General features: G+C 40.7%; 1 protein-coding gene. It reads left to right on the forward strand.

Annotated elements, in window-relative coordinates:
• Nucleotides 1-641 (forward strand): IS110 family transposase (locus AC27EZ_RS18125; RefSeq protein ID WP_487136663.1); only part of this gene is annotated, 641 nt, incomplete at its 5' end.
• Nucleotides 642-668 lie beyond the last annotated feature (27 nt).

The raw sequence follows: 668 nt of genomic DNA on the forward strand, positions 1-668 counted from the left end.
TAATAGCGCATTTTAGCGAGGTGATAAAACCTGACTTAACTCAGCTAAAGCCCAAAGCCATGCGCGCTATGAGCGATTTGGTAACGCGTCGTAACCAACTTCTTTCCATGCAAACAATGGAAAAGAATAGAATTCAAATCATGCCGAAAGACCTTGCGATGACAATAAAACCGATACTAACGGCTTTGAGGAATCAGATAAAAAAGGTCGAAGAAAAAATCATGAAGATGATTGAGTCGACGCCGGAATTTAAAGCGAAAGACCAACTGCTTCAAAGTATGAATGGTGTTGGAAAAGTTGCAGCTGCGTCGATAATAAGTAATTTACCTGAGCTTGGTTATATGACAAACAAACAAGCAGCAGCTTTAGTTGGAGTTGCACCGATCAACAAAGAAAGTGGAAGGTATAAAGGGCATCGAAAAATACAGGGTGGGCGGCACCAAGTAAGAACAGTGCTCTTTATGGCTGTGATGTCAGCGATTCAATCAAACCCCGTATTTAAATCTTATTACGGTAAGTTAGTTAGCGCAGGAAAGCCTAAAAAAGTAGCCTTGATAGCCTGTGTCAGAAAGATGGTAATAGTACTAAATTCAATGTTGAGAGATGGTGTGATGTGGGAAGCGCCAAAGGCTATAAATTAACTATTGACGCCATAGTCTCTTGTTAGG

Source organism: Alteromonas sp. 4NH20-0056 (genome assembly GCF_057539655.1).